Here is a 21,873-nt window from a genome sequence, read left to right on the forward strand (position 1 = left end):
GGCTGAATGATGAGATATCCCTATATTGATTATTGTGATCAGGTAAAGATTTGTCCGATTTTTGAAGGGTTGACAGGGGACCCCCTGGTGCTGGATCTGGGTGCAGGGTCTCCGGTGTATGACAAGGTGGATCTTTATGATCAAAAGGCTTTCCAGGCATGGCTTGATGGCATGATGGATGGACAATACACCTGGGGGGTGGCCTCCTATCTGGAAAACCGGGAACCTTTGCTGACCTATCCCCAGATGCGCAGGGAACAGCGGTATTACCACCTGGGCCTGGATATTATTGTGAATCTGGACGCCGAGTTACATGCCCCCCTGGATGCCACGGTGGTACACAGTGATTACGAAGAAGGGCCGGGAAATTATGGTGGTAATGTGCTGTTGCGCCATGACAGTGATGATTTTGAAACCTTTTATTCCCTGTATGGGCATTTAAACCGGAAACAATTACCCCGGGTGGGGGATGCCTTTGGGGCAGGGGATACCTTTGCTGTGATTGGAGATTTCCATGAAAACGGCAACTGGTTTTACCACACCCATCTCCAAGTTATTACCCAGAAAGGCTATGAGCAGGGCTGGGTTTCCAAAGGCTATTGCACGGCCGGGGATCTGGCTGTCATGGATGGAATCTGTCCTTCGCCTTTGTCTTTGTTTAAGGTTTGAATTCGGTTTTTATATAACCGCCACGGGCGGACCGTATTCTGATTCGGTTCCGCCCACAACAAATATGGGATCGTAGACGCGGAGCCAAATGGTATTATACCGCCGCCCGGCCCGGCCCGGAACTGTAGACAGCTCAATTGTCCGGTTCCTATTGCCCATCGGGGGGGCGGCTCTGCTGAAGTAAACTTGGATGCTGCCTTTTCATGTAAACTGCCATGGGCAGACCTTAAAACTTGAAAATCCCCTGATCGAACTTAACTGATCAGGGGATTTTTATGTTTTAAAATTTATCTAAAATGGGAGATGTCAGTTTTAACCTCCAAAGGAGGCATCATCCATATCCACGGCAACAGAACTTGTGGTTTTCAAGGCTTTGAGATTACCCATGGTGATGGGCAGCTGGGTGTCCACAAAAAATTGCAGGGATTTAACCACACCGTCATAAAAGGGTTTGTCTTTCTTTTTGGCTTTTTCAAGTTTCCGGGCTGCCACAGACGCTCTCCACAGAAGCATCCAGGCCACCACCACGTCGCCCACGGCATCCTGAAAGGGATGGGCATTGGCAAAGGCATTTAATACCTTGGCGGACATAGCTGTCTGTCCCATGTGCATGGCCACTTCAGCCATGCTGTTCATGGCCAGCTCAACTTTTTCTGCCTGTTCTTTCAAGGCTTCAATCTCTTTGGCCCCTGCCACGGCTTTTTGCATCTCTCCAAAAAGATCCATCACAGGTTTGCCTTTGTTCATACCAAGTTTCCGGCCCAGAAGATCCATGGCCTGGATGCCGTTGGTACCCTCATAAATAAGGGTGATGCGGCAGTCTCTCAGCAATTGTGCCATGGGGTATTCTTCAATAAAGCCATATCCGCCATATACCTGCATGCCCTGGCTGCACACTTCAAAGGCCCGGTCCGTGACATAGCCTTTGGCAATGGGGGTGAGGATCTCCACCATGCCCTGGTATTTGGCCCGCTCCTCCTGGGTTTCACCAATGGCGGCAAGATCTGCACAGTAATTTACATAGTAGAGAATGCTTCGCATGCCCTCCACTAATACCTTCATTTTCATCAACTGACGCCGAACATCAGGGTGGTTGATGATGGCCACGGATTTGGCCTCGGGATTCATCATTTCCAGGAGATTTTTTCCCTGGACCCGTTCCCTTGCATAGTTCACGGCATACATGTAGGCAGAGGTGGCACAGGCAAATCCCTGGTAGCCAACCAGGAGCCTTGCCTCGTTCATCATGACAAACATGGCCTTCATGCCCTTGTTTTCTTCCCCCAGAAGGGTTCCCACGCAATTGCCGTTGCTGCCAAGGGCCAGAGAGCAGGTGCTGTTGCCGTGGATGCCAAGTTTGTGCTCAATGCCGGTGCAGATGACATCATTAAATTCACCCGGAGTGCCGTCTTCGTTGACCCTGTATTTCGGCACCAGGAATAAAGAGATGCCCTTGGTGCCCTCGGGGGCGCCTTCAATGCGGGCCAACACAGGATGGATGATGTTTTCTGTAAGATTGTGCTCTCCACCGGAAATGAATATCTTTTCACCGGTGATGCTGTATGTACCGTCATCATTTCTTTTAGCCGAGGTGGTCAATGCACCCACATCGGAACCGGCACCGGGTTCAGTGAGAAGCATGGTACCGGCCCATTTACCGGAATACATGTTTTTGAGGAAGATTTTCTTTTGCTCATCGGTTCCAAACTCTTCCACCAGCTTGCCGGCCCCGTGGGTGAGACCGGGGTACATCATAAAAGGATAGTTGGCACCGTTGAAATATTCCATGGCTGCAGAAGCAATGGTTCTTGGCATGCCCTGTCCGCCCCATTCCGGGTCTTCGGTCATGGCCAGCCATTCGCCTTCATTAAAAAGATCATAGAGGCGCTTAAAGGATTTTGGTGTGCTCACCACACCGTCCTTGAGAGTGCACCCTTCCTGGTCTCCTTCCTGCTGGGTGGGCAAAATTTCTTTGATGGCCAGATTTCTTGCCTCGGATACAATGAGATCAATGGTTTTTTTGTTGAATTCAGCAAAATCTTCGCTTTTTTTAGCAAGGGATGCAGCATCCAGCAGTTCATGAAGTAAAAAATCAATGTCCCTTCGATCAGAAATAAATTGTGCCATGGGGTGTCCTCTCCTGAAAATAGTTGTGACAGCAGGTGGTTTTTGTGCCGTTACAACCGTTGAAAATTTAGATAATAAGTGAATTGCTCTTCATTTTTTATTCTGCTATGATCCCCCGGGTTTCTTTGGATGGATCATTCAGTGTCTGGTCTTTGTTAAAAAAACTTGACCATTTATTATTATGGTAAAAAATTGGTGCAGTTTGTTGTTTTTAAGTTTATGTATGAAGATTTTTTGTTGTCTTTTGTTTATGAATATTTAAAATGAATGCTTATTCATTGCATGCGTTGACAGCATAGTCAATGAAAAATTTAAATTTATGGAAAAAAAGTGTATGGAAAAAATATTAATCAGTGGGTGCCTTTTGGGAATGAATGTGCGTTATGATAATAAAAATCAATCTATTGAAAGTGAGATTGTTATAAAATGGCAGCGGGAAAGCCGTCTGGTGGTGGTGTGCCCGGAGGTGGAAGGGGGGCTTTTTGTTCCAAGGCCTCCGGCGGAAATTGTGGAGGGGGGTGGTGAGGATGTACTCAATGGAAAAGCCGGTATTTTAAATAAAAACGGTGAAGATGTGACGGCTGCATTTATCCGGGGAGCCGAGATTGCCCTTGAATTGGCAAAGCGGTTTTCCATCCGTATTGCCATACTCAAGGAAAAAAGTCCTTCATGTGGCTCATCTTCTATTTATGACGGTTCATTCAGTGGGAAACGAATTCCCGGTCAAGGGGTTACTGCGGCGTTGTTAAGGAAAAACGGCATTAAAGTCTTTTCAGAAAAACAACTTGCTGCTGTCCAGGAATATATAGGCCTGTTACCGAATTAACTCAAGAATCATAAGTTTTTATGGGTTGTTTAAATATTAAACCGGAATAAAAGCGTTGTAAGGGAGCTTACAGGTTTTAATTTAGCTCTTAGACAAAGCAGTGTTTTTAAAAAGTAATTTTTTGAAATTTATAAAAGGCAAATCAATAAATTGTGATTTTCTTAAGGGTTGAAAAATAATCATTTCAATGAAATATTCAAATTTAAAGGAAATTATGATGAAAATGGATGAATACCGAAGAATTAAAAAAATCTGGATAAAAAAGAATTGATTGAATATATTGGTTAGGGTACCCGTGGGCTGCCGTTTATAAGATAATTTATTTTCCCGCAAAATAAATTTGTCCCTGTTTTTGTAAAAACGGTTTGCCAAATAGACCATTAAAGGTATACGATTTTAACTGTTTTTTTGAGTTTGCATGGATAACACCACTCTATTTTAAATACTCAACTTTCGGGCTTCATTTCAAAGCCGGCATTTTTAAATGTACCGATGGGGTCAGGCTTTTGTTATTGATGTTATCGACCAAGGCCTTTGCCAACGAAAAAAGCCTCGATAATGTCAATAACGAAAGCCTGACCCCACCACGAAATGCGAACACCGAAAGTTGAGTTAAATAGTAAAGATGTTGACGAGTGGTGAATGGATAAAAATAAGGAGAAAGAATGCAATTTATTGTAACAGGATATGATGGAACGGATGATAAGGCTCTGGACAGGAGAATGGCTGCCAGGGAAGCACACCTTGCCATGGCAGGGGATATGCATAAAAAAGGCCGCTGGCTTTATGCCGCCGCTATTTTGGATGAGGCAGGTAAAATGATGGGTTCCATGATTGTGTGTGATTTTGATTCCAGAGAGGCCATGGAGGCAGAATGGCTCAATAGCGAACCCTATGTGACGGGGAAGGTCTGGGAACGTATTGAGATTAAAAAGGCCCAGGTGGCACCTTTTTGTGCTCCTTAGATTGCTTTGATCTTATTAACTTAACTTTCGGGCTTCATTTCAAAGCTGGCATTTTTAAATGTACCGACGGGGTCAGGCTTTTGTTATTGATGTTATCGACCAAGGCCTTTGCCAACGAAAAAAGCCTCGATAATGTCAATAACGAAAGCCTGACCCCACCACGAAATGCGAACACCGAAAGTTGAGTTATTAATTTCATGGGATGCAATACTTTTTTTGTAAAAAAACTCAAATCAAGGGAAATTCTTGAGCGTTGTCCTGGGCAAACCAAGGTGAAATACAAGTTTTGCCCGTGGCGTTTTTATATGAGATACTCCGTAAATCTGAGGGATATCTCAAGATTTGTTGTGGGCGGAACCGGATCGGAATACGGTCTGCCCGTGGCAGTTATATGAATTGTTTTATTACAAGGAGGAGAATGTAATGAAGAAAATTATGATGCTGACCCTGGGGCTTTTCATGGTATTGTCCGTGGGATTTTCTGCAAGTGCCAAAACAATGACCGTGGGTCTGGATGCCGATCCGGTTTCCCTGGATATCCATGTGCAGCTGTCAGGCGGTATGCTTCAACTTTCCCACTGGTGCTTTGATCCCCTGGTCCGTTGGACCCAGGAGATGACTTTTGAGCCCCGTCTGGCCACAAAATGGGAGCGCATTAATGAGTATCGCATGCGTTTTTATCTGCGCAAAGGCGTAAAGTTTCACAGCGGCAATACCTTTACTGCCAAGGATGTTAAATGGACCTTTGACCGCATGAGAAACAGTGTGGATTACAAAGGTCTCATTGAACCGTTTGTGGGTGTTGCCATTGTTGATGACTATACAGTGGATATTGTTACGGCAAAACCCTATGCGCTTCTTTTGAATATGGCCACTTATTTCTTTGCCATGGACAGTGAATTCTACTCCGGCAATGATGAGAACGGCCAACCCAAGGATGCCATTGTAAAAATCGGCCCCTCCTTTGCCCTGAACAATGCTTCGGGTACCGGACCTTATGTGGTTACCTCCCGGGAACATGGCGTAAAAGTGGTGTTTGAGCGCTTTAAGGATTATTGGGATACAAAATCCCCGGGTAATGTGGATAAAATGATCCTCACCCCCATTAAAGAAGATGCCACCCGGGTGGCCGCCCTTTTGTCCGGTGATGTGGATTTCATCACTCCGGTGCCCCCCCAGGATTTTAAACGCATTGATTCCGATCCCAACGTAAAGCTGGTTACTTGTAACGGCGGTCGTATTATTACCCTGCAGCTCAATCAGAAAAGACGTCCTGAGTTTAAAGATGCAAGGGTACGCCTGGCCATGGCCTATGCCATTAACAATGCCGGTATTGTTAAAAAAATCATGAAAGGCACTGCCACTGTGGCAGCCCAGCAGGGACCTGAAGGATATGCCGGCTACAAACCTGAATTGACCCCCCGGTATGACCTTAAAAAAGCCAAGGCTCTCATGAAGGAAGCAGGACTTGAAAAAGGCTTTGAGTGCACCATGATATCCCCCAATAATCGCTATGTTAATGATGAAAAAATTGCAGAAGCCGCCACCCAGATGCTGGCAAAAATTAACATTAAAGTAAATTTAAAGACCATGCCCAAGGCCCAGTATTGGGACGAGTTTGATGCCCAGGTTGCCGATATTCAGTTGATTGGATGGCATTCTGATACAGAGGATTCCGGTAATTTCAGCGAATTTTTGATGATGTGCCCGGATAAAGCCACGGGGTACGGCCAGTATAACAGCGGCAACTACTGCAATAAAAGAGTGGATGAGCTGACCCTGGCAGCCCAGGCCGAAGTGGACCTGGCAAAACGGGCTGACATGCTCAAAGAGATTGAACAGATCCTTTATGATGAAGCTGCCTTTATTCCTTTTCATTGGCAGAATCACTCCTATGCCGGTAAAAAAGAGCTTGGCATTGCACCGGTTATCAACTCCATGAATTTTCCTTACTTTGGTGATATTGTCGTAGAATAATTGTCATGGGCAGGCCTGGTTTTTTTCAGTCGGGTCTGCCTGGAACAAAGCAGAACTTTCACCTGAATCCATGACCGCTCCATGGGGGAATCCAATGCTGTGACTCTCCTGTGGTGTGGTCTCCAAACATGAAGAAGAGTCTCTATGTTTGCATTTATTATCAGAAGAATTACCCAGGCCATTTTTGTCATGCTTGTGATCAGCATGGTGGGATTTGCCATTAAAAATAAAATTGGAGATCCGGTGCGGGATCTTGTGGGCGAGCGGGTAACACCGGAAGAGCGGGCCCAGATCCGGGATCAATTGGGACTCAATGACCCATTTGCTGCGCAATATTTACGGTTTCTTAAAAATGTGACCAAAGGAGACCTGGGCCAATCCTTTTTTTATAAAAAACCGGCCCTTGATGTGATTGTGGGCAAGGCACCGGCCACCCTGGAACTGGTGTTTGGCGCAGCCCTGATTATCATATTGGTTTCCATGCCCCTGGGGGTATACACGGCTTTAAAGCCCCAGAGCGCTTTTTCCCGTTTTGTCATGGGGTTCAGTACCCTGGGGGTTTCCATGCCGGTGTTTCTCACTGCCATCATGCTTATCTATGTATTTGGAGTGAATCTGCACTGGCTTCCTTCCTATGGCAGGGGAGAAACCGTGGATCTGTTTGGTAACGGCTGGTGGCAGACCGGTTTTTTAACCCTGGACGGTCTGGAGCATTTGATTTTGCCCTGTATCTCCCTGGCGTCCATTATGCTGCCTTTGTTCATCCGGCTCATTCGTTCGGAAATGATGGAGGTGTTGGAAACTGAATATATCAAATATGCCTGGGCCAAGGGGTTGAGTCCCATGCGTATCTGGCTGGTCCATGCCTTTAAAAATACCCTGCTTCCTGTTGTCACGGTGTTTGGGGTACAGATCGGTATCATGTTTGCCTTTACCATTCTGACGGAAACCGTTTTTCAATGGCAGGGCATGGGATATATGTTCCTGGAAGCAGTGGAACGATCGGATATTTCCCTTCTCATTGCCTATCTCATTGTGGTGGGATCGGTGTTTGTGCTGGTAAATACCCTGGTGGACATTCTGTATGGTTTTATTAATCCCACAGTGAGAATAGCAGGCAGAAAGTAAACTACCCCTACCCTAAAGGGATAGCGGCTTTTTAAAAAGCCGTAATGTTTTAGAGTGGTAGCTTTTAAGAAATCTTCGGATTTTGAGAAAGTTTGAGTTTACCAGACTCAGGTAGAAGAAATTCTACCTACGATAGATAGGTTATGACACAAATGATTGCCGCCCCAGATCAGCATCGAATGTCGCTTGTATTTAAAAAAGGTTGAGGGAAGACCCAGTGATATAAGCTTTGAAGCCTATTTATCTTTGTCGAGGGGAAGTCGGATTTTCCAATTGGTAATAGATTGGAAATACGCATAACCTGAAGAGGAAAAACTTTATATTAGTTTTTGTACTTAATCAAAAAAAAGAGCCACTAATGCCCTGCAAGCCTTCAAAAGCTAAAAGATTATTAAAAGAAGGCAAGGCCAAGGTAATAAACCGAATGCCATTTACAATCAAATTAATATTTGGTTCAAGTGGATATAAACAGCCGGTGATTGTAGGTATGGATACTGGCTCTAAAGTTATTGGATGTGCTGCTATTGCTAACAATCAAGTTGTTTATCAATCTGAAATCCAGATCAGGCAAGATGTTTCAAAAAAAATGCAAGTTCGGAAGAATTACAGGAGAACGAGAAGGGGAAGAAAAACAAGATACAGACCTGCTCGTTGGGCTAATCGGGCTTCCATGAAGAAAAAGGGGCGGTTGGCTCCAAGCATTAAATCAAAAGTAGAATCTCATTTAAGAGAAAAAGTTTTTGTAGAGTCTCTCCTGCCAGTTACTGAATGGATTGTAGAAACCGCCAGTTTCGATATTCACAAAATCAACAATCCAAACGTGAATGGGAAAAGTTATCAAGATGGAAATCAAAAAGGCTTCTACAATATTAAGGCTTATATCCTGAGTAGGGATAATTATAAATGTCAGTCAAGGCAGAAAGTCGAGCATTCTAAGAAACTCAATGTTCATCATATTGTTTTTAGATCAAAAGGAGGAACAAATACGCCTGATAATTTAATTACTTTGTGTGAAAATTGTCATAAAAATCTTCATGCTGGAAAATTTAAATTAAAGACCGGAAAATCCAGAACAAAACATGCAGCTGAACTTGGAATAGTTAAATCTCAATTAAAAAATTATTGGGATTTTAAGGAAACTTTTGGATATGAGACTAAATATTTTAGAGAGCAAATTCTTAAATTAGACAAAACTCATTATCTTGATGCTGTGGCGATCTGTGGACAAGCGGATGTTAAATTATTGGATAAAATATTTCATAAAAAACATATACCTTCAGGTGATTATCAGCTAACAAAAGGTAAGAGATCCGAAAAAAAAATTCCAACCGGAAAATTATTTGGATTAAGGAAATTTGATTTGATTAGAACAAGTAAGGCAGTTGGGTTCATTAAAGGTAAAAGAAGTTCAGGTTATTTTGCCTTAATGGATATTTTTAATAACACGCTAACTGCTTCAGTTAATGTCAAAAAGGATTGTCAAAGACTGACAGCAAGAACTACAACTATTATACAGGAGATGGCAATTCCTCCCCTACCCTAAAGGGGTAGGGGTTTCCTTGCCACAAAAACATATGAAAGCATCTCTTAAGCGATTTAAAGAATCTTATTTTTTTTACAGTTTCAAGCGGGATAAGGTGGCTATGGTCAGCTTTATCATCCTGGTGCTCTTTCTTTTGTTGAGCATCGGTGCCCCCATTATCTCCCCTTATAATCCCTATGATTCAGCCAACATTGATATCATGAATTCCGAAATTCCTCCGGCCTGGTATGAAGAGGGATCAACACAGTTTCTTCTGGGCACAGACAATATGGGTCGAGATCTGTTGTCCACCATGTTTTACGGATTGCGTATTTCGGTGATGATTGGTCTTGGAGCGGTGTTTCTCCAAGCCATGATCGGTATCATGGTGGGACTCACCGCAGGGTATGTGGGGGGAAAGGTGGATGCCGTACTCATGCGCATGGCAGATATTCAGTTTTCCTTTCCCTATCTCATGGTGGCCATTTTCATCAGTGCAGTATTTCAGATTCTATTTGGCATTGGCAGTTATGAAAAACTTGCCGTGCCCCTTCTTGTTGTCATCATCGGGCTTTCTGAATGGCCGGTGTATGCAAGGACCATCAGGGCTTCGGTCATGGGGGAGAAAAATAAGGAATATGTGGAGGCAGCAAGGGTGATCGGTCTTTCCCGGCCGGTGATCATGGTGCGCCATGTGCTTCCCAATACCCTGACATCGGTGATGGTGATTTCCACCATACAGGTGGCCAATGCTGTCATGAGTGAGGCGGCCTTGTCCTTTCTGGGGTTGGGTATGCCGGTTACCATGCCTTCGTTGGGGTCTTTGATTAAATCGGGATTTGAATATATTTTTTCCGGCATCTGGTGGATCACCATATTCCCCGGTATTTTTCTTATTTTATTTGTGCTGGTGATCAATCTTCTGGGGGACTGGATGAGGGATGTCCTTAACCCGAAATTGTATAAAGGATAGTGTCTTATGTCTCATCTTTTGGAAGTAGAGGATCTGGAAGTTAAATTTGCTCTGAGGGGCGGGGATCTCACCGCCATTAACGGGGCCAGCTTCACCCTGGACCCCGGGGAAAAAATGGGCATTGTGGGGGAAAGCGGGGCCGGTAAATCTGTCACCGGGTTTGCCATTATTAATCTTATCTCCAAGCCCGGATTTATTTCCGGGGGCAGAATATTGTTCAACGGAGAGGAGATCAGTTCCTTTTCCGATGAAAAAATGCGAAAGATCCGGGGAAACCGCATCAGCATGATTTTCCAGGACCCCATGATGACCCTTAATCCTGTCTTTACCATTGGTACCCAGATGGTGGAAACCCTTAAGGCCCATAGAAACATTTCCCGTCATGATGCGGAAAAAATTGTCCTTGAAAAGTTGAAGAAAGTTTATATTCCTTCGCCGGAAAAACGTCTTTCCCAGTACCCCCACGAGTTTTCCGGGGGCATGCGTCAGCGAATTATCATTGCCATGTCATTGCTCACTGATCCCGCGCTTATTATTGCCGATGAACCCACCACGGCCCTTGATGTCACCATCCAGGCGGAGATCATGGATTTACTCCAGGAACTTTGTGACACAGATGAAATGGGGCTGATTCTCATTACCCATGATCTTGGGGTGGTATCCCAGGTGACGGAAAAAATGGCAGTGATGTATGCCGGTAAAATCATAGAAGCCGGTGCCACGGATCAGGTGGTGACAAATCCGGCCCATCCCTATACCAAGGGCCTTATTAAATCGTTGCCCGGTATGATAAAGCCCGGGGAGGATCTTTACCAGATTCCCGGCATGATGCCCAATTTGACAGATATTCCACCGGGGTGCGCCTTTAATCCCCGGTGTCCCGTTAAAGAGCCGGTGTGCCTGGAAAAAGAACCCAAACTGCTGTCCACAAAACAGGGGATTATGGCCGCATGTCATATGGTTGGACAATGATCACGCGCCATTGATTTTAGCAAGGATATTATGGATACTAATACTTCAATTCTCAGTATAAAAAATATTGTTAAACATTTTGATATTTCCGGAGGGGTGCTGGATCAGCTCAGCTTTCAAAACGGAAAAATTGTCAGAAAAAAAACCACTGTAAAAGCGGTGAATGACGTCAGTCTTGAAATTAAAAAAGGTGAAACCCTGAGCGTGGTGGGGGAAAGCGGTTGCGGTAAATCCACCCTGGCCCGGGTGGTCATGGGCCTTTACCCTCCCAATTCCGGAGAGGTGCTTTACAAGGGGGAACGCATTGACCATCTGACCCATGAAAAAATGCTGCCCTTTCGCAAAAAATTGCAAATGATTTTCCAGGACCCCTACGCCTCACTAAATCCCCGGAAAACGGTGTGGCAGACCCTGGCAGAACCCCTGCGGTTTCATAATCCGGGTATTAATGCCACAGCGGTTGAGGATAAAATTGCCTCGGTGATGGAAGATGTGGGGGTGAATCCTGCCTGGAAGGGTCGGTATCCCCATGAGTTTTCCGGGGGACAGCGCCAGCGCATCAGTATTGCAAGGGCATTGATCCTTGATCCTGATTTTATTGTGGCCGATGAGCCGGTGTCTGCATTGGATGTCTCCATCCAGGCCCAGATCTTAAATCTTCTCATGGAAGCGGGAAGGGATCGGGGGCTGACCTATCTTTTTATCACCCATGATCTTTCTGTGGTGCAGCACATCAGCAGTCGTGTGGCTGTGATGTACCTTGGCACCCTGTGTGAGGTGGCAAAGGCTGATGCCTTGTTTGCCACGGCCCGGCACCCCTATACCCGGGCATTGATCAGTGCCATTCCCCGGGTGGGGGAAAAAAAGGCCAAGCATATTAAATTAAAGGGAGAGGTGCCCACCCCGGTGAATCTTCCCACGGGTTGCGTGTTCCATGGCCGTTGTGTTTATGCCCGGGAACGTTGTGTTCAAGAGGTTCCAAAACTTTTGTCCCTTGGGGACGGTACCTTTGTGGCCTGCCATGGGGTTGAAGAAAATTGGGAGATGGTGTGATGGATAACAATGATGTACTGCGCAGGTTTCGTTATGCCCTGGATATTAAAGATGCCACCATGGTGAAAATTTTTTCCATGGGAAAGTGTAATGTGGATCTTGCCGGCGTAAAGGCCCTGCTTAAAAAAGACGATGAACCGGGATTCAGGGTTTGCGGTGATGATGCCATGGGTCTGTTTCTGGATGGGCTGATTACCTATAACCGTGGGGCAAGAGAGGATGGGGCACAGACATCGTTTAAATCATCCCAGCCATTGAATAACAATATTATATTGAAAAAAATGAAGATTGCCCTGGAATTGAGGCAGGAAGATCTCATGGAAATATTTCAACTGGCCGGTGTCTCTGTTTCTAAGGGCGAATTAACAGCACTGTTCCGCAAAGAGGGGCACAAGAATTTCCGGCCCTGCCAGGATCAGTTTTTGCGCAATTTTTTAAAGGGGCTTGGGATTCGTCATCGGCGGTGAAGTGTCGTATACAAACCAAAATTATGAAATTATAATTGTTTCCCGGCCCAGCCGGGAATCTGTTTTTACGGTGAAATTACTCCGGGGATATTTTGATTGCAATATTTTCATATTATGATTTTTATCCCCCCGGAGCCGGGAGTGGGATGCCGGATGTACGGTCAAGATGAGCTGTTCCGGCACGGTCATGGGGTATTTTTTCTCAATTTCATCCAATGTTCTGTCAAGAAATAATTCCGAAAAAACCAGATGTCCAAAGGCCGGATGCCAGGGTCCTGCCACCATGGATTGGGGGTCCTGGAGAAGATCCGAGGCCTGGAGACCCATGCGTATCACCGGGATTTTGTGTTGGTTGAATATTTTGTACAGCTCTTTCACCAGGGTGACGCTTTCAGATAATTCCATGGGGATATACCGGCCCTGGCGATACCACCGGGTCATCACACTTCCCTCAAGTACAATTAAAGGGTATATGCGCATGAAATCCGGTTTTAAACGGCAGATGGCCTCAGCCGTTTCAAGGGCCGTGCGAAAGGTATCACCGGGGAGCCCCACCATCATCTGCATGCCGGTGTGAATACCATATGCCTTGAGAATACCGGCAGCATTCTTGGTATCTTCCCGGGTGTGACCCCGGCGGGCCTGTGCTAAAACCCGGTTGTCCATGGATTGAACCCCCAGCTCCACAGTGGTTAAATCATAGTTTTTAATGGCCCCAAGAATTGATTCAGAGATGGTATCCGGCCGGGTGGAGCATCTAACATCGTCAATTTTTCCTTCATTTACCAATTGCTTTGCACATTCCAGAAGATCCACAATTTTTTCTTGGGGAAGCCCCAGAAAATTGCCGCCAAAGAAAGCCAGTTGCACCTGACGTCGTTTCCCCTTAAATTCCAGGAAACGATTCACCTCTTTTTCAATGAAGTCGGCATCGGGCAGGGGATGGCTTTGGCTGGTGATGATGGATTGATTGCAAAAGGCACATTGGTGTGGGCAACCGGAATGGGGGATGAAAATGGGGATGACCAGGGGTTTTTCAGAGCGCATGGATTATTCCCGGCACACATTGTTGTCGCAATTTTGTGCACTGTCTTGCCCGTTGGATTGGGTCGGGGGATTATCCGATGTGAGGATTTTTCTTTTTTTCAGGTGCTTCAAAGCCTTTTGGGCAGCATCCTGCTCTGCTGCTTTTTTGCTTTTTCCCATGCCTGTGGCCTGGATGTCGCACACCTTTAATTTGACCTCAAATGTTTTGGCATGGTCCGGTCCCTGTTCTCCACAAACCGCATAGCGAGGCGCTGTTTCACCCATTTCCTGGACGTATTCCTGTAAAAGGCTTTTATGGTCATCCACCACAGTGGCACTGCTGGAAATATGGGCCACCTCGTCCTGGAAAAGGTCTTTGATCAGATGGGCGGTTTGGATAAATCCAAGGTCGAGATAGATGGCCGCCATCACCGCTTCAAAGGTGTCGGCAAGGATGGAGTTTTTTTCTGCACCGCCGGAGAGCCACTCGCCTTTGCCAAGGGAAATAAATCGTCCCAGATCAATTTTCCTGGCCATGGTTGCAAGGCCGGGTTCGCTGACCAGACCTGCCCGCATCTTGGACAGATCCCCTTCCTTCATTTCCGGGGCCTGCTCCATGAGAAATTCACCAATAACAAGACCCAGCACCGCATCTCCCATGAATTCCAGGCGCTGGTTGTCACAAAGGGTTACGTCCTGGGATTCGTTCACATAGGAGCTGTGGCGCAGGGCCGTGGCCAGAAGTTCTTTGTCAGTGAAGGTGTGACCCAGGTTTTCTTCAAGGATTTCCAGGGCCGCCGGGGATTTGTGAAGATCAGCCACGGCATTGGAAAGGTTTTCAAACAGATGGCATGGGATATGAAGATTTCCAGTGCCCCTGCCCATCTGCACTTCAGGTTTCATATCGCCATGGAAATCAGATCCTCCGGTGACCAGCAGGCCTCTGTTTTGGGCCATTTTTTCAAAATACCGGGTCTGTTCTTCCGAATGATCCGTGTGGTGGGCTTCAATGCCGTCAAGTCCCATGGCCACAAGATCATCAATGAGCTCTCCCATGGGGTAGGTGTCTGGGGGGGAAATAAGTCCCGGATGGGCCAGAACAGCAACGCCTCCGGCCCTTTTGATAAGCTGTATGGCGTCTTGGCAGGAGAGTCTTGCCTTATCCACATGGGCCGGTCGACCGGTGGCAAGGTAACGGTCAAATGCTTCATCAAAGGTGGCCACCACGTTTTTTTCCATCAGAGCAAGGGCAATGTGGGGACGTCCCATCTGGCCGTTGCCACAGATTTTTTCAACATCCCCAAGGGAAATATCGATGCCTGTCTGTTGAAGTTTTTCTATGATCCGGGGGTTTCGGTTTTCCCGGGCCTGCTGCAGGGTTTCCAGGGTTTTGTGCAGGAAATTATCATAAATACTGAACCCATAGCCCAGAATATGAAAACTGCCTCCTCCGTTCATGCGGTCAAGGGGGCTTGCACTGATCTCGATGCCGGTCATGAATTCAAGGGACTGGGGAATGCCGGTGTCCATGACCCGGCACACCCCGTCTATGGTATCGTGATCGGCAATGGCAATGGCCTTAAGTCCCAGCTCCCGGGCCTGATCCACAATTTCTTCCGGGCTGCAGGTGCCATCCGAGGCACTGGAGTGAATATGAAGGTCGATCACGGGTATGCTGTCCTTAAATACCAAGGGCTTTTTCCATCATTTCTTCCCTGGTTTTGCATTCAATGCACTGGGTGGTCACCGGGCGGGCCTTCAGTCGTGCCGGGGAAATATCATCTCCACAGGTTTCACAGATACCAAAGGTGTTATTTTCAATGCGAATCAATGCTTTTTTAACTTTTTTGATGAGCTTATGTTCCCGGTCTCTGATTCTGAGCTCAAAATTGCGTTCTGATTCGTGGGAGGCCCGGTCCGTGGGATCTGCAAAATTGTCCTTGGGAAGTGTCATTCCGGTTACAGTGGTATCAGCATGGGAAAGCAGATCATTGAGTCTTTCTGTCAAAAGTTCTTTAAAAAACTGTATCTCTTTTTCTTCCATGGTTCTATCCTTCGACTTTGGGTTGCTTCTGATCAGATTAAAAATAACAGATTCAAATTTTCGGGTTTGATTCCGGTGAACCAAGGATGCAATGCCGCCGCGTCAGTTGCCGGAGCCAATCTCCATCTTTAATGAATGAATCCCGAAAGTTGAATTTAGTATTGTAATCTTTATCCATGATAAAGTAAAGTTTAAAATTGAAGTCAGGCCTTCCGTATGTCTACTCTGAAAGGGGCTTAAAGCTCTTCTGTGTGATCAAGGTTAAACAAGTGTCGGGCCGCGTTGAGGTACCGGGCGTCATCTCTGTGGTTCCCCATGTTTTTTAAAAACCGAATGGGGTCATGCATGATTTTATCGGCAATGGAACGGGTCATGCGCTGGATGGCTTCGTGGTCCCGGGGGGAGAGATGGGGCATGGAATGCATGGTTTTTTTGATTTCTGCCTGGGCAATGGCATCAATTTTTTTTCGAATGGCCACAATGGTGGGGACCATCTCCAGGCTTTCCATCCAGTTTATGAATTTGATCACGGCCTCATCCACCAGCCGTTCGCCTTTGACAGCTTCTTTGTTCCGTTCTTCAATGTTGTCATTGACAATATCCTGTAAATCATCAATGTCATAGAGAAAGCAGTTGTTTATCCGGTTGATGTCCGGGTCCAGATCCCTTGGCACGGCAATGTCAATGAAAAACAAGGGGCGGTTTTTTCTGGAACGCATGATGCGTTTAAGCTGGGGAGCCGTGAGGATAAATTCCGTGGCCCCGGTGGAGCTGATGATGATGTCCACTTCTTTTAAAAAATGTTCCATTTCTTCAAATTTTACAGCCTTGCCATGGAATTTTTCCGCCAGGGTAATGGCATTGCAAAAGGTTCTGTTGGCCACCACAATTTCTTTAACACCGCTTGAAATAAGGTGTTCCACGGCAAGCTCTGCCATTTCACCGGCCCCCAGCAGCATTACGCTTCGGGTGCTGATGTCACTGAATATCTTTCCGGCAAGTTCCGTGGCAGCATAGCTGATGGATACGGCATTGTCCCCGATGCCTGTTTCTCTTCTTACTTTTTTTGCAATGTTAAAGGCTTTGTGCATCACACGGTTCAGGATAACACCTGAGGTGTTGGCTGCCACACTGTTGCGATAGGATTTTTTCACCTGACCCAGGATCTGGGGTTCCCCCACCATCATGGAATCCAGGCTGCAGGCCACCCGGAAAAGATGGCGGATGGCTTTGTCACCTGTGTGGATATAAAGGGCGCTTTCAAATTTTTCCACAGGAACGGATTTAAACCGGGATATAAATGTTTTAACACAATCCTGACCGTCTCCCCGGGCCGGAATAAACAGAATTTCCATTCTGTTACAGGTGGAAAAAAGCACCAGCTCCCTGATTTCAGGTTGCTGAAAAAGGTCACGCAGGGCAACATCTGCCTCATCTCCGGTGAAGGAGAGAACTTCTCTCAATGCCACGGGGGCAGTTTTATGATTGATCCCAATGAGTGTTATTTGTGGCATTGTGCCTCTATTTATACATGGATTGTCATGGGGGGCAGTATATGGTTCACAGGACAACCCATGGGATGTATCTATCTTCATTTTTTATAAAAACTCCGCCTGAAATACTTCAATGAGCAGTGATTCCCCTGTTGCCGGACCTTTTGGATTAATATCCGGCAAGGCAGGGCCGTGATTCTCTGATCATTTTTTAAACTCACATGGTAAATCCCCGGTGGTGACCACCGATGAGAAAATTGACGCCCAGAAAGGTAAACACAAGAACGGCAAAACCGATAATGGTCATGATGGCCGATCGTCTACCCTGCCAGCCCGAGGTGAGCCGACCGTGTAAAAGGGCGGCATAGACAAGCCAGGTTACGGCTGACCAGATTTCCTTGGGGTCCCAGGTCCAGAAGCTTCCCCACACGGCCTTTGCATACACAAGGCCTGTGATAAGACCTGCTGTGAGCATGGCAAATCCCGTGATCACGCAGGTGTAACTTGTGCTGTCCAGGAGATCCAGCGAGGGAAGCCGGGTAAAAAAGAACCCTCTTTTTTTTGCCTTGATGGCATTTTCCTGTAAAATATAAAGGATACCGGCACCACATGCCAGGGCCAGGGCCGCCTCTCCGGAGAAAATCAATATAATATGGGAGACCAGCCAGAACCCTTTTAAAAAAGAACCCGCAGGAACCGGTGCCCCGGGCAGGGCCACCATGGCCATCATCATCAAGGCAACCAGGGGGGCTGCAAAGATACCCAGTATTTTCAAGTTGAATTTCGTCTTAAGTACCAGAAACATGCCTGACAGTGCCAGGGCCGCAATGGACAGTGTTTCTTTAAGATTGTGTATGGGCAGTGTCCCCATTTGCACACTCACCATGAGAGTACCCATGGCATGGAAGATGAATCCGGCAAGAATAAGGGAAAGGGCCGTATGTTGCATTTTTTCTTTTTGCATGAAAAGATAAAGGGCATAGCCCACGGTGCTGGCCGTGTACAATGCCGTTGCAATAAAAAACAGTCCGGTGGGTATGGTGTCCAGTGTCATGTGGGATCTCCGGGCATCAGGTTTTCATAGGTATAGCCACTGCCAAGGATGGATAGGAGCAGGTGGTTGATTTTGTCAGTTTGATTTTCCATGATCATGCCAAGGAGATCTTCATTTATCAGGGTGGAAAATATGGCTTTGTGTCTGTCCGGGGCATGTCCCTGTGCCAGTAATCGGGAACGAATTTTTCCCATGAGGAGCAGAAAATCTGCGTATTCTTCACCAAACCGGGCCTCCAGATCCTGCCGCAGTTTTTTTGCAAAGGCAGGGCTGTTCCCCGATGTTGACACCGTGAGGATCAGGTCCCCCCTGTGAACAATGGCAGGCAAAATAAAATCCGAGGCATCAGGGTCATCGGCAATATTACACAAAATGCCTTTGCTTCTGGCATCTGCGGCAATTTGCCGGTTCAGTTGCCGCTGATCCGTGGCGGCAAACACAAGGGTGGTTCCCACAATATGTTCCGGGGTGTACGGTTCTGATATCCATGAGATCCTATCCGCCGTTTCCCGGGGGATTGTGTCCATGAGCCGGGGACTGACCATTTTAACCAGGGCACCGCTTTTTGCAAGGGTCCGGGCCTTTCGCATGCCGACCTTTCCTCCCCCCACCACCAGGCAGGTTTTTCCCTTGACCTTGAGATGAACAGGATAGTATGGAATAGAACTCAATAAAAATCTCCTTGTTTATAAAAGAGGGTCATTATATGTAAAGTCAATTGAATTTTCAATGCTTAACTAAACTTTCCAGAAATTCTAATAACTGCCACGGGCAAACCGTATTCTGATCCGGCCCTGCCCACAACAACGCTTGAAATACCCCCCACGGTTTGCGGAGTGTTTCATATAAAAAAAATGGAGATGTCTTTATTATGATTATTGATTTCCATACCCATATTTTTCCTGGAGCCATCCGTAACGCCCGGGAAGAATTTTTTGACAATGAACCCGCCTTTGAGTTGCTGTATGACACCCCTAAATCCCAGCTGGTGGGGGTGGATGCCCTGGTGGAGACCATGGATGAACAAGGGGTCGATTTTGCGGCGGTTTTTGGCTTCCCGTGGATCAATGCCGATACGGCCAGGTTGAACAACGATTATATTCTGGAGGCGGTGGGACGCTACCCGGATCGCTTAAAAGGTTTTGCCTGTTTTGATATGTCCTGGGATGGTGCTGCCGGTGAGGCGGACCGTTGCATAAAAGGGGGACTTTCCGGGGTGGGGGAGCTTGCCTTTTATCTTTCCGGCATTGATGAACACGCCCTTGACCGGCTTGAGCCTGTTATGGCGGTGTGCCTTGCGGCTGGAAATCTGCCGGTGATGATTCACACCAATGAGCCTGTGGGACACAAATATCCCGGTAAAACACCGGTGACAATTGAACAGATTTATGCGCTGGCCCGGCGTTTCCCTGATAATAAAATTGTGTTGGCCCACTGGGGAGGAGGGGTGCTGTTCTATCACCTGTTAAAAAAAGATGCCAAAAAAATATTGAAAAATATATGGTATGACACAGCAGCCTCTCCTTTTTTGTATGATACCGGAATTTATCGGGCTGCAGCGGAAATTGGGGTTATTGACAAGGTTTTGTTTGGCACGGATTTCCCCTTATTGAAACCGGCAAGATATTATAAGGATTTTGATGTATCAGGGATGTCTTTGGAAGAGCGGGCCATGGTCAGTGGTAAAAATGCGGCAGCATTGCTGTGGCCGGATGCGGACCCTGATTTTTAAAAAAGTGTTTGAAACAAAAGTGAATATTCGGTCAGCAGCCCATCTTCATCTGTTTGGGCCTGCTCACCTGTATTCAGGAGGCAGGAATGAGTGAAATCATTGTAGAAGGAAATCGAACCATTGTAAGACCTAATATGGATATCGTCGCTTCCGTGGCAGAGGATTTTAAGCAGGAACTGCTTTTAACCATTGAAGCCAATTCCGGTGATCTTGTCATTGATCTTAAAGGCGTGGAAATGGTGGATTCCATTGGCATTGGTGTTATTATTTCCATCCATAATAAATTGGCAAGGGCGGCCAGGGAGCTTAAGGTGATTAATGTGTGCCATTATGTTTTTGGCCTTTTCAGCACCATGCGCTTAAATCGTCGGTTCACTGTGGAGGCTGTCTGAATTTTTTTTGTATGAAAAGGCAGCCCCCAATTTTACCTAAGGCAGAGCCGCCCCCCGATGGGCAATGGGAACCGGACAGTTGAGCTGTCTACAGTTCCGGAATAACAAAAGCCTGACCCCGCTGGCACACTGAGCCCATCGGTACATTTAAAAATGCCGGCTTTGGAATGAAGCCCGAAAGTTGAGTCAATAAAATCTGACTCCCTGAGCTCTGCCCGTGGCAGTTATTGGGTAGATGATATGGCGGTGGGTCCGGAAACAGATAACCCAAGTGGAGATTGTATGAAAAATAAATTTGAAAAGATGTGGCCGGTTTTGTGTCTGGCCCTGGGAATGGTATGGCCCGGATATCTCATGGCTGCAGGGGAGGGTGCCCTCTTGACCCGGGTGGTGACCGCTCCGGTGATTGAAAAAAATGTTGCAGAAACCACCCGGGTGGTGGGAACTCTTTTTTTTGATCGTGTGAGTCATCTCTCCACAGAGGTCAGCGGGCTTGTCAATGCGGCCCATGTCCGGGAAGGGGATCGGGTGAAAAAAGGGCAGGTGATGTTTGGCCTGAACACCGATTTTGTTGACAACGAGATTGCATCGGTGCAGGCGGGTATGGCCCAGATAAAGGTGCGTCTGGGCAGGGCGGAAAAGAGCTTGAAACGCTATGAAACGTTGTTTAATCAAAAAGCGGTGAGTGAGGCAGAGTACGATGACATTGTGCTGTCCCGGGAGGATCTTGTGCGCCAGGCCGTCATACTTGAAAAACAGCTTGCCCTGGCCCGCCTTAAAAAGCGTAAAAGCCTTATCAGAGCCCCTTTTGACGGGGTAGTCATTGAAAAAAAAGCAGACACCGGGGACTGGGTCTCTCCAGGGGGGCGTCTGTGCGTTGTGGGCTCCATAAATGATCTTTTTGTCAAGGTGCCGGTTTCTGAAAAGCTTCTTACCTTTGCCCGCAAGGGCGAAAAAGTGCCGGTGGCCATTGATGCCCTGGGTATGAACGATATCGGTACCATTGACGGCATTATTCCCGTGGCCGACCCCCAGACCCGGAGCGTTTTTGTAAAGGTGAAGCTGCCGGAACTGGCGCATCCGGTGTTGAATATGTCTGCCACAGTGTCCATGCCCGTGGGGGAAAAAAAGAATATGCTTTTGATTCCCAGGGATGCCCTGATAAATTTCAATGGTCAGGATATGGTGTATACTGTGGATAAGGGTAAATCCGTTCCCATTCCTGTGACCATCCTTTCCTATGTGGGGGAAAATGTGGCCGTGGGCCCCGGCAAAATTACCAAAGGCATGGCCCTGGTGGTGGACGGCAATGAGCGCTTGCGCCCGGGCCAGGGGGTTGAAGTTGTCAAGGCACCGGAAAGGTAAAAATCAGTGAATATTCGGTCAGCACCCCATATTCACCTGTTTTGGCCTGCTCACATAGCAATAGTATGCTACGCAGTCCCAAACAGGT

At 46.8% G+C, this 21,873-nt stretch carries 20 protein-coding genes; 13 read left to right on the plus strand and 7 right to left on the minus strand.

All coding sequences use genetic code 11. From position 1 onward, the window contains the following. Positions 1–6: 6 nt before the first annotated feature. Entirely contained in the window at positions 7–669 is a 663-nt protein-coding gene (locus B9A32_RS17445; RefSeq protein WP_084071246.1) for a peptidoglycan DD-metalloendopeptidase family protein, read from the plus strand. A 312-nt stretch (positions 670–981) separates the two neighbouring features. Here B9A32_RS17445 and B9A32_RS17450 read toward each other — a convergent pair whose 3' ends face one another. Next, on the minus strand, positions 982–2,796 hold the full coding sequence (locus B9A32_RS17450; protein WP_084071247.1) for an acyl-CoA dehydrogenase: 1,815 nt from the start codon (positions 2,794–2,796) through the stop codon (positions 982–984). A 334-nt stretch (positions 2,797–3,130) separates the two neighbouring features. Between B9A32_RS17450 and B9A32_RS17455 the strand changes: the two genes are divergently transcribed. The 9 genes from B9A32_RS17455 (at position 3,131) to B9A32_RS17505 (ending at position 12,679) form a co-directional block, all read left to right on the plus strand. Then, a complete protein-coding gene (locus B9A32_RS17455; RefSeq protein ID WP_084071248.1) occupies positions 3,131–3,622 on the plus strand; it encodes a 2-thiouracil desulfurase family protein in 492 nt (163 codons plus the stop codon). 665 nt (positions 3,623–4,287) lie between these two features. Next, positions 4,288–4,587 carry a YciI family protein gene (locus tag B9A32_RS17465; RefSeq protein WP_084071250.1) on the plus strand — a complete coding sequence of 100 codons (300 nt, stop codon included), beginning with the start codon at positions 4,288–4,290 and terminating at the stop codon, positions 4,585–4,587. 423 nt (positions 4,588–5,010) lie between these two features. After that, positions 5,011–6,564, plus strand: a complete 1,554-nt coding sequence (locus B9A32_RS17475) for an ABC transporter substrate-binding protein (protein WP_084071252.1) — start codon at positions 5,011–5,013, stop codon at positions 6,562–6,564. A gap of 144 nt (positions 6,565–6,708) precedes the next feature. Further along, positions 6,709–7,692, plus strand: coding sequence for an ABC transporter permease (locus B9A32_RS17480; RefSeq protein ID WP_084071253.1), 984 nt, complete (start codon positions 6,709–6,711; stop codon positions 7,690–7,692). Positions 7,693–8,011: 319 nt separating this feature from the next. Beyond that, a complete protein-coding gene (gene iscB / locus B9A32_RS17485) occupies positions 8,012–9,235 on the plus strand; it encodes an RNA-guided endonuclease IscB (RefSeq protein WP_084071254.1) in 1,224 nt (407 codons plus the stop codon). A 16-nt stretch (positions 9,236–9,251) separates the two neighbouring features. Next, positions 9,252–10,187 carry an ABC transporter permease gene (locus B9A32_RS17490; protein WP_232367216.1) on the plus strand — a complete coding sequence of 312 codons (936 nt, stop codon included), beginning with the start codon at positions 9,252–9,254 and terminating at the stop codon, positions 10,185–10,187. Between the two features lie 6 nt (positions 10,188–10,193). Further along, positions 10,194–11,159: an ABC transporter ATP-binding protein gene (locus B9A32_RS17495; protein WP_084071256.1), complete on the plus strand. Its 966-nt coding sequence runs from the start codon at positions 10,194–10,196 to the stop codon at positions 11,157–11,159. A 30-nt stretch (positions 11,160–11,189) separates the two neighbouring features. Then, on the plus strand, positions 11,190–12,212 hold the full coding sequence (locus B9A32_RS17500; protein WP_084071257.1) for an ABC transporter ATP-binding protein: 1,023 nt from the start codon (positions 11,190–11,192) through the stop codon (positions 12,210–12,212). Further along, positions 12,212–12,679 carry a YehS family protein gene (locus B9A32_RS17505; protein WP_084071287.1) on the plus strand — a complete coding sequence of 156 codons (468 nt, stop codon included), beginning with the start codon at positions 12,212–12,214 and terminating at the stop codon, positions 12,677–12,679. Before B9A32_RS17500 ends, B9A32_RS17505 begins: the two co-directional genes overlap by 1 nt. A gap of 21 nt (positions 12,680–12,700) precedes the next feature. On the opposite strand, the gene B9A32_RS17510 is transcribed toward B9A32_RS17505, so the two are convergent. From B9A32_RS17510 to B9A32_RS17535, 6 genes are all read right to left on the minus strand, one after another. After that, positions 12,701–13,726, minus strand: coding sequence for an elongator complex protein 3 (locus B9A32_RS17510; RefSeq protein WP_084071258.1), 1,026 nt, complete (start codon positions 13,724–13,726; stop codon positions 12,701–12,703). Positions 13,727–13,729: 3 nt separating this feature from the next. Continuing rightward, complete coding sequence (gene rnc / locus B9A32_RS17515; RefSeq protein ID WP_084071288.1) at positions 13,730–15,373, minus strand: ribonuclease III; 1,644 nt, start codon at positions 15,371–15,373, stop codon at positions 13,730–13,732. Between the two features lie 13 nt (positions 15,374–15,386). Then, positions 15,387–15,749 (minus strand): RNA polymerase-binding protein DksA, encoded by a 363-nt coding sequence (gene dksA / locus B9A32_RS17520; RefSeq protein ID WP_084071259.1) that lies wholly within the window; start codon positions 15,747–15,749, stop codon positions 15,387–15,389. Between the two features lie 236 nt (positions 15,750–15,985). Beyond that, positions 15,986–17,263 carry a glutamyl-tRNA reductase gene (hemA, locus tag B9A32_RS17525; RefSeq protein WP_084071260.1) on the minus strand — a complete coding sequence of 426 codons (1,278 nt, stop codon included), beginning with the start codon at positions 17,261–17,263 and terminating at the stop codon, positions 15,986–15,988. Between the two features lie 196 nt (positions 17,264–17,459). Further along, complete coding sequence (gene ccsB / locus B9A32_RS17530) at positions 17,460–18,296, minus strand: c-type cytochrome biogenesis protein CcsB (protein WP_084071261.1); 837 nt, start codon at positions 18,294–18,296, stop codon at positions 17,460–17,462. Next, positions 18,293–18,967: a precorrin-2 dehydrogenase/sirohydrochlorin ferrochelatase family protein gene (locus B9A32_RS17535; RefSeq protein ID WP_232367217.1), complete on the minus strand. Its 675-nt coding sequence runs from the start codon at positions 18,965–18,967 to the stop codon at positions 18,293–18,295. The genes ccsB and B9A32_RS17535 overlap by 4 nt, the downstream gene beginning before the upstream one ends. 200 nt (positions 18,968–19,167) lie before the next feature. On the opposite strand from B9A32_RS17535, the gene B9A32_RS17540 reads away from it, so the two are divergent. The 3 genes from B9A32_RS17540 (at position 19,168) to B9A32_RS17550 (ending at position 21,785) form a co-directional block, all read left to right on the plus strand. Then, positions 19,168–20,028 (plus strand): amidohydrolase family protein, encoded by an 861-nt coding sequence (locus B9A32_RS17540; RefSeq protein WP_084071262.1) that lies wholly within the window; start codon positions 19,168–19,170, stop codon positions 20,026–20,028. 86 nt (positions 20,029–20,114) lie between these two features. Beyond that, positions 20,115–20,420 (plus strand): STAS domain-containing protein, encoded by a 306-nt coding sequence (locus B9A32_RS17545; protein WP_084071263.1) that lies wholly within the window; start codon positions 20,115–20,117, stop codon positions 20,418–20,420. Positions 20,421–20,702: 282 nt separating this feature from the next. Continuing rightward, entirely contained in the window at positions 20,703–21,785 is a 1,083-nt protein-coding gene (locus tag B9A32_RS17550) for an efflux RND transporter periplasmic adaptor subunit (RefSeq protein WP_170923889.1), read from the plus strand. The last annotated feature ends 88 nt before the right edge of the window (positions 21,786–21,873 follow it).

The sequence above is a fragment of the Desulfocicer vacuolatum DSM 3385 genome, assembly GCF_900176365.1.
Lineage (GTDB): Bacteria > Desulfobacterota > Desulfobacteria > Desulfobacterales > Desulfobacteraceae > Desulfocicer > Desulfocicer vacuolatum.